This is a genomic window from Streptomyces colwelliae (genome assembly GCF_048158785.1).
GTDB lineage: Bacteria > Actinomycetota > Actinomycetes > Streptomycetales > Streptomycetaceae > Streptomyces.
The window spans coordinates 1-7205 of sequence record NZ_JBLTJC010000469.1 but is presented as its reverse complement, the minus strand read 5'-3'; the positions used below and the strand labels follow the sequence as shown (position 1 = coordinate 7205).

At 71.1% G+C, this 7205-nt stretch carries 8 protein-coding genes; 4 read left to right on the top strand and 4 right to left on the bottom strand.

The window, feature by feature from the left end; genetic code table 11:
* Both ACNFOC_RS47975 and ACNFOC_RS47970 read left to right on the top strand, forming a co-directional pair.
* On the top strand, positions 1 to 724 hold a 724-nt coding region (locus tag ACNFOC_RS47975; protein WP_416965304.1), incomplete at its 5' end, for an ABC transporter ATP-binding protein.
* Entirely contained in the window at positions 721 to 1356 is a 636-nt protein-coding gene (locus ACNFOC_RS47970; RefSeq protein WP_416965303.1) for an ATP-binding cassette domain-containing protein, read from the top strand. The genes ACNFOC_RS47975 and ACNFOC_RS47970, both read left to right, overlap by 4 nt.
* 58 nt (positions 1357 to 1414) lie before the next feature.
* Here the strand turns inward: ACNFOC_RS47970 and ACNFOC_RS47965 are convergent, their stop codons facing one another.
* Positions 1415 to 2119 carry a transglycosylase family protein gene (locus tag ACNFOC_RS47965; protein WP_416965302.1) on the bottom strand — a complete coding sequence of 235 codons (705 nt, stop codon included), beginning with the start codon at positions 2117 to 2119 and terminating at the stop codon, positions 1415 to 1417.
* A gap of 504 nt (positions 2120 to 2623) precedes the next feature.
* Here ACNFOC_RS47965 and ACNFOC_RS47960 point away from each other — a divergent pair.
* The gene (locus ACNFOC_RS47960; RefSeq protein WP_416965301.1) at positions 2624 to 3412 is read left to right on the top strand and encodes a DUF8842 C-terminal domain-containing protein; all 789 of its coding nucleotides are present in this window, start codon (positions 2624 to 2626) and stop codon (positions 3410 to 3412) included.
* 37 nt (positions 3413 to 3449) lie between these two features.
* Positions 3450 to 3869 carry a hypothetical protein gene (locus ACNFOC_RS47955; protein WP_416965300.1) on the top strand — a complete coding sequence of 140 codons (420 nt, stop codon included), beginning with the start codon at positions 3450 to 3452 and terminating at the stop codon, positions 3867 to 3869.
* Between the two features lie 114 nt (positions 3870 to 3983).
* Here ACNFOC_RS47955 and der read toward each other — a convergent pair whose 3' ends face one another.
* The 3 genes from der to cmk all read right to left on the bottom strand — a co-directional run bounded on the left by der (position 3984) and on the right by cmk (position 6871).
* Positions 3984 to 5459 (bottom strand): ribosome biogenesis GTPase Der, encoded by a 1476-nt coding sequence (gene der / locus ACNFOC_RS47950; RefSeq protein WP_416965305.1) that lies wholly within the window; start codon positions 5457 to 5459, stop codon positions 3984 to 3986.
* 75 nt (positions 5460 to 5534) lie between these two features.
* Positions 5535 to 6218: a lysophospholipid acyltransferase family protein gene (locus ACNFOC_RS47945; RefSeq protein ID WP_416965299.1), complete on the bottom strand. Its 684-nt coding sequence runs from the start codon at positions 6216 to 6218 to the stop codon at positions 5535 to 5537.
* Positions 6176 to 6871: a (d)CMP kinase gene (gene cmk, locus ACNFOC_RS47940; protein WP_416965298.1), complete on the bottom strand. Its 696-nt coding sequence runs from the start codon at positions 6869 to 6871 to the stop codon at positions 6176 to 6178. Before cmk ends, ACNFOC_RS47945 begins: the two co-directional genes overlap by 43 nt.
* Between the last annotated feature and the right edge of the window lie 334 nt (positions 6872 to 7205).

Genomic DNA, 7205 nt, shown 5'->3' with positions numbered 1-7205 from the left:
CGCCCCACCCGTCCTCACCACCCACGCCCTGCATGTCCGCTACGGCGGTTTCACCGCGCTCGACGGAGTCGATCTCGTCGTGCGGGCCGGGCAGGTCACCGCTGTCGTCGGGCCCAACGGGGCTGGGAAAAGCACCCTGTTCCACTGTCTGGCCGGGACCGTGCGGCCCGCGCGGGGGCGGGTCCGGCTCGGTGGGCGGGACATCACGAGGCTGGCCGCGCACGCGCGTACCCGGCTCGGGATCGCCCGGACCTTTCAACAGCTCGCCGTGTTCCCCTCGTTGACCGTCGCCGAGAACGTCCGCGTAGGCGCCGAGCAGGGGCGGGTCGCCGAACCGGGCGCCGTGGAGCGGGCGTTGCGGCTGTTCGGGCTCGACGGGGACGTACGGTCGCTGCCCGCCGCCGGGCTGCCCACCGGGACGCTGCGCCGGGTCGAGCTGGCGCGGGCGTTCGCCGGGAGTCCGCGCGTGCTGCTGCTCGACGAGCCCGCCGCAGGCCTCGACACCGCCGAAGTAACCGCGCTGACCCTGGTGTTGAGAGCCCTGTCCGCCGAGGGCACCGCCCTGCTCGTCGTGGAGCACGACCTCGATCTGGTCGCCGACCTCGCCGACGTGGTCCATGTGATGACCGCGGGCCGGATCGTCGCCTCCGGCCCACCGGATCACGTCCTCGACCCGCTCGGCGCACCCGGCGCCCAGGACACCGCCCGGGAGACCCCCGCATGACCATCGCCCTGCGCCACGCACGCGTGCGCTACGGCCCCCTCGAAGCCCTGCACGGCGTCACCCTCGCCGCGCCCACCCACGGGCTCACCGTCCTGCTGGGCCGCAACGGCTCCGGCCGTACGACCGCGCTGCGCGCACTCGCCGGTACGGTCGCGCTGTCGGGCGGCGCGGTGGTGTGGGACGGCGCCGACGTGACCCGTGTGCCCGCGCACGAACGAGCGCGCCGGGGACTGTGCCTGGTGCCGGAGCGGCAGGCCGTTTTCGGGTCGCTCACCGTGCACGAGAACCTCGAACTCGCCGCGCGGGACCATGCCGTTGCCCTCGACGCGTATCCGCAGCTGGGCCCGCTGCTCCCCCGCCGGGCCGGCACCCTCTCCGGGGGCGAGCAGCGGATGCTGGCGCTCTCCCGGGCGCTGCTGGCACGCGCGCGTGTGGTGCTCGTCGACGAACCGACGCAGGGCATGTCGCCCGCGGTCGCGGCGCACACGTACGAACTGCTGGGCGGGTTGGACGCGTGCGTGGTCGTGGCCGAGCAGCGGTTGCCGCCGGTGCTGCGCGACCGGGCGGCGATCGTGTACGAACTGCGGCGCGGGACGGTCGTGTTCAGCGGCGAGGCGGCCGAACTGGCGTGACGGGCGCGCCCCCGCCCGGTCGGAGGACCGGGCGGGGGCGGCTCGGGAGCGGCTCGGCTCAGAGGTCGAGCTGCTGCCCGGGGACGATCAGATCGGGGTCGTTGCCGATGACGGACTTGTTGGCGGCGTAGACCTTCCGCCAAGTGGTCCCGTGCTGGGCGGCGATGGCGCTCAGCGTGTCGCCCTCGCGGACGGTGTAGTCGCCGCGGGACGTGCCGCGCGAGGCGTTGTTCGTCCCACGAGCCGGCGTGTTCGCGGGCTTCGACGGGGTCGCCTTCTTGGTCGACTTCTTCTGCGTCGACCCGGTGGTCGACTTCTTCGACGTCTTCGTCGATTTCTCGCTCACCGTGCCGGAGGAGGCCGCGGGTGCGCTGCCACTCGCTCCGGCCTTCGCCGAGCAGACCGGCCAGGCGCCCCATCCCTGGGCACGCTGGACCTTGCTGGCGACGGCGATCTGCGCGGACTTGGAGGCCTGGTCGGCGGTGGCCGCGTAGGCCGAACCGCCGTAGGCGCGCCAGGTGCCGGCGGAGAACTGGAGTCCTCCGTAGTAGCCGTTGCCGGTGTTGATGTGCCAGTTGCCGCCGCTCTCGCACTGGGCGATGCGGTCCCACACTCCGCTGTCGGCCGCCGCGGCGTTGCCGCTTGCGGCCAGCAGTCCGAGCGGGGCGAGCAGAGCCGCTCCGGCGAGGACCACTGTCGTACGCGCTTGACCCTTGTGGGTCTTGGGTGCGTTCTCGCGAGTGGTATCGGCACAGTCGGACATGTAGTTCCCTCTCCAACAACCCGGGGTCCCCCAAGGCGGTTCGCGGCTCCCACGTATCGACGCGGTCCTCGCGCTCCTCCCCGTCCGTCGGAGGTCGTGCTGCTTGCTGGCTTGTTCGGCCGACGGACGTGTCCCGAGCGGTGCTCGTTGCACACGGCGGAGGAATGTACGGAGGTCGGCGAGCCGATGTCGACCAACTGCCCTTCGCCGCAGGCCAGTTCACTGTTACCGCGGGTATCGGCACTTTTCGGCCACCCACTACATTCGCTGATTTCACGATTTTTCGACCAGTTGCCGACACGCGCTGTGACTCGGTTCACGCGACCAACTCCCTTGACCTTTCACAGAGTTGACACGGAGTGTCCGATTCCGTACCAACCGTGACCGTCCGCTTCGGTTGGTTCGATTCGGTTCGCTCCGGGGCGTGACTCCCGCCACAGATCCTCCGTTGTCTTCTTCATGAGCCCGGGACCCACCGGGCACCGCATTCCGAGGGAGCCACCCGTGCCGCGCATGCTCGACGTCAGCGACGACGTACGCGCCGAGATCGGCGACGAAGAAGCCGACCGGCTGCTCGCCGGAGACAACGCCCCGGGCAGTTACGACTGCACGTCGTGCCGCACCCAGGGCGACTCCGATCAGGAGCGCACCAGCACCGTCCTGTTCATCGGCGACGAGACCGCCGTCCTCGCCTTCGCCCACGCCACCTGCCTGCCCTCCCAGATCGTCCAGGTCACCGAGGAGCAGCTCCAGGGCGCCGTCCGCTCCATCAGCGGCAACGCGCACGCCCCGGCCGGCACACCGGAGAAGGCCGTCCCCGAGCAGGCCGTGCTCGGGGTGACCAGCGGACTCGTCCTGATCTCGGGGGAGTTGCACCCCGCCCTGGTCGTCGAACCGACCGCGCCCATCGTGCGGCCCGGCTCGACCGACGTCGGGGACGACTTCCTGCCGCTGCTGATCGAGCAGGGCTTCATGCCGCTCAGCGAGATCACCACCGTGCCGCCCGTGCTGCACGGCTGGTCGGTGCTGCTCGCCGCGGGCCAGCTGCACGCGGTGCTCCAGCCGAGCAGCAACGGCGGTTCCCCGGTGGCCTGGTGGCAGGCGCACCAGGCGCTCCAGGTCACCGACAGCTGGCGGGCCGCCGCCAACAAGCACCAGCAGGTGCTGATGTTCGCGGCACCGGTCGGCTCGATCGGCCGCCAGCCCCGTGAGGACCTGCTGCGCGGCGCGCTGGACAAGGCCGCGGCCAACGGCAAGCTGGTCGGCTCCGCGCTCCCGCTCGCGGGCACCTGAGCCGCATCCCTTCAGGTCACGCGTCGTTTGGACATACGTGCACGCATACGACGTTCCCCGCAGCCGGCCCTACCAGTCGATCCCGTCCTCGCGATCGGACCGGGACAGCACCGGCGGTCCATCGGCCACGCCGATCTACGACCGGCTCTACTCGGAGTGGGTCAAGACCTTCCGCTCGCTGCCGGGTGACCGCAGCGGCGAGGAGGAGCTGGGCTTCACCGCTTTCGGGCACAGCCCGCACGGCACGGGCTCGTTCAGCGGCGGTTCGATCGGCGGAGGTTCGATCGGCGGAGGTTCGTACAGCGCGTACAGCGCGGGGGCCTACAGCGCCCGGCAGCAGTCCCAGTGGCAGCGCGTCGGGCAGCTCGGTCACCTCGGGCAGCAGCAACAGCACGGCCAGACCGGGATGCACCACATCCCCGCGGCCCTGCCGCCCGGCCCACGCCGAGGCATCTGACGCGGCACGCACACCGAAGAGGGCGGCCCCTGTTGACACAGGGGCCGCCCTCTTCGTCGTAGAACAGCCGTAGAACAACCGCAGAACAGCCGTGGAACAGCCGTATGGCTACGGCTACTTCTTCTTGCCGCGCTTCTCGCGGACGCGCACCGAGATGTGGATCGGGGTGCCCTCGAAGCTGAACTCCTCGCGCAGGCGGCGCTCGATGAAGCGGCGGTAGCCCGCCTCGATGAAGCCGGAGGCGAAGAGCACGAAGCGCGGGGGCTTGGTGCCGGCCTGGGTGCCGAAGAGGATGCGGGGCTGCTTGCCGCCGCGGATCGGGTGCGGGTGGGCGGCGACCAACTCACCGAGGAACGCGTTCAGTCGGCCCGTCGGGACACGCGTCTCCCAGCCGGCCAGCGCGGTCTCGATGCCCGGGACCAGCTTCTCCATGTGGCGGCCGGTGCGCGCCGAGACGTTCACCCGGGGCGCCCACGCGACCTGGGCGAGCTCGGTCTCGATCTCGCGCTCCAGGTAGTAGCGGCGCTCCTCGTCGAGGGTGTCCCACTTGTTGAAGGCGAGGACGATCGCGCGGCCCGCCTCGACGGCCATGGTGACGATCCGCTGGTCCTGTACCGAGATGGACTCGGAAGCGTCGATCAGGATGACCGCGACCTCCGCCTTCTCGACGGCGGCGGCGGTGCGCAGCGAGGCGTAGTAGTCGGCGCCCTGCTGGAGGTGGACGCGCTTGCGGATGCCCGCCGTGTCGACGAACTTCCAGGTGATACCGCCGAGTTCGATCAGTTCGTCGACCGGGTCACGTGTCGTACCCGCGATCTCGTTGACGACGACGCGCTCCTCGCCCGCCACCTTGTTCAGCAGCGAGGACTTGCCGACGTTCGGCCGCCCGATCAGGGCGATACGGCGGGGCCCGCCGACCGCGGTGCCGAAGGTCTGCTCCGGGGCCTCCGGCAGCGCCTCCAGGACGGCGTCCAGCATGTCGCCGGTGCCGCGCCCGTGCAGCGCGGAGACGGGATGCGGCTCGCCGAGGCCCAGGGACCAAAGATAGGAGGCGTCGGACTCACCACTCAGCCCGTCCACCTTGTTGGCGGCGAGCACGACGGGCTTGCCGGCCTTGCGCAGCAGCCGTACGACCGCCTCGTCGGTGTCGGTCGCGCCGACCTTGGCGTCGACGACGAAGACGACCGCGTCGGCGGCCTCGATCGCGTACTCGGCCTGGGCTGCCACGGAGGCGTCGATGCCGAGGACGTCCTGCTCCCAGCCCCCGGTGTCGACGACCTTGAACCGGCGCCCGGCCCATTCGGCCTCGTACGTCACACGGTCACGCGTGACACCGGGCTTGTCCTCGACGACGGCCTCGCGCCGCCCGATGATGCGGTTGACGAGAGTCGACTTGCCGACGTTCGGCCGGCCGACGACGGCAAGGACGGGCAGCGGCCCGTGACCGGCTTCGCCGATGGCCCCCTCGACGTCCTCGATGTCGAAGCCCTCTACGGCGGCGAGCTCCATGAACTCCGCGTACTCGGCGTCGCCGAGCGCCCCGTGCTCGTGCTCCCCGCCGGAGCCGTCGGGCTGGATCTGGTCGTTCATGAAGATCGGTACCTCGTTCATCGTGGTGATCGGTGGAACCCCCGGATTTCGGGTGATCCACTACTCAAGTGTCTCTCAGCGCCCGGTGAGGCGCCTGGCGTTGTCCAGGTGGGCGGCCAGCTGCTTCTGGATGCGCTCGGTCGCCTCGTCCAGTGCCTTGCGCGTACGGCGGCCGGAGCCGTCGCCCGCGTCGAACGGGTCGCCGAAGACGACGTCGACGCGGGAGCGCAGCGGGGGCAGCGCCTTTATCAGTCGTCCGCTCTTCTCGGCGCTGCCCAGCACGGCGACCGGCACGATCGGGGCGCCGCCGCGGACCGCGAAGTAGGCGAGCCCGGCGCGCAGCGCGGCGAAGTCGCCCTCGCCGCGGCTGCCCTCGGGGAAGATCCCGAGGACTCCACCCTCCTTCAGAACGTCGAGCGCACGGGTGACGGCCGTACGGTCGGCGGTCGAACGGTCCACCTCCAACTGTCCGACGGCACGCATGAAGGGCCCGAGCGGCCCGACGAACGCTTCCGTCTTGACCAGGAAGTGCGAAGCCCGGGGCGCCACACCGATGACCATCGGGCCGTCGATGTTGTGCGAGTGGTTGACAGCGAGGATCACCGGGCCGGTCGCGGGGACCTTCCAGGCGCCCAGGACACGCGGCTTCCACAGCCCGTACATCAGGCCGACGCCGATGCGCCGCCCGATCTCGGCGCCCCGTTTCGTGGGAGCGGTCACTTGGCGGCCCGCTTCTCCCCGACGAGGGTGACGACGCACTCGATGACCTGCTGGAGCGTGAGGTCGGAGGTGTCCACCTCGACCGCGTCGTCCGCCTTCGCGAGCGGCGAGGTCTTGCGCGAGGAGTCGGCCGCGTCCCGCTTCAGCAGCGCCTCACGGGTGGCCTGCACGTCGGCGCCCTTCAGCTCACCGCTGCGCCGGGCGGCACGCGCCTCCGGGGAGGCGGTGAGGAAGATCTTCAGGTCGGCGTCGGGCAGCACGGTCGTACCGATGTCCCGTCCCTCCACCACGATCCCCCGCTCCGCACCGGCGGCCAGCGACCGCTGCAACTCGGTGATCTTCGCCCGCACCTCGGGCACCGCGCTGACCGCGCTGACCTTGGAGGTGACCTCCTGCGTGCGGATCGGGCCGGCCACGTCCACGCCGTCAACACTGATCGTCGGGTTCGCCGGGTCCGTGCCGGAGACGATCTCCGCCTTGTCCGCCACGGCGGCGATCGCGGTGGGGTCGGTGAGGTCGATCCCGTTCGTCACCATCCACCAGGTGATCGCCCGGTACTGGGCCCCGGTGTCCAGGTAGCTCAGCCCGAGCTGCGCCGCCACGGCCTTCGACGTGCTCGACTTGCCCGTGCCGGAGGGGCCGTCGATGGCGACAATCACTGCCGGGGCGGTCCGGGCGGCGCCGTTTTCCACGGGAGGACACCTTCCTGGTGCGGGGTGGTGAGCGGGGTGGGGGTGCGAGTGCGCCCCGGACAAGGTTACTGGGTTCACGTCACTCGTCCGGCCCCCGCTCTTCTTGGGCGCCGGTGCGCATCATCCGGGCCGTCCGCCACCCTTCCGACGCAGGGCGGCTGTCCCCGGCCTGTCCGGCACCCTTTCAACACAGGGCGCCTGTCCCCAGCCCGTCCGACGCCCTTCCAACGCAGGCCGGCTATCCCCAGCCCGTCCGGCACCTCTCCAACACAGGCTGGCTATCCCCGGTGTCGTCGGCACGCCCGGTGAACCAGCCGTCGTCCACGACGAACAG

Excerpts from the sequence above, each read along its gene's own strand:
- ACNFOC_RS47970 (WP_416965303.1), top strand. The coding sequence starts at position 721 with ATGACCATCGCCCTGCGCCACGCACGCGTGCGCTACGGCCCCCTCGAA.
- ACNFOC_RS47965 (WP_416965302.1), bottom strand. The coding sequence starts at position 2,119 with ATGTCCGACTGTGCCGATACCACTCGCGAGAACGCACCCAAGACCCAC.
- der (WP_416965305.1), bottom strand. The coding sequence starts at position 5,459 with ATGAACGACCAGATCCAGCCCGACGGCTCCGGCGGGGAGCACGAGCAC.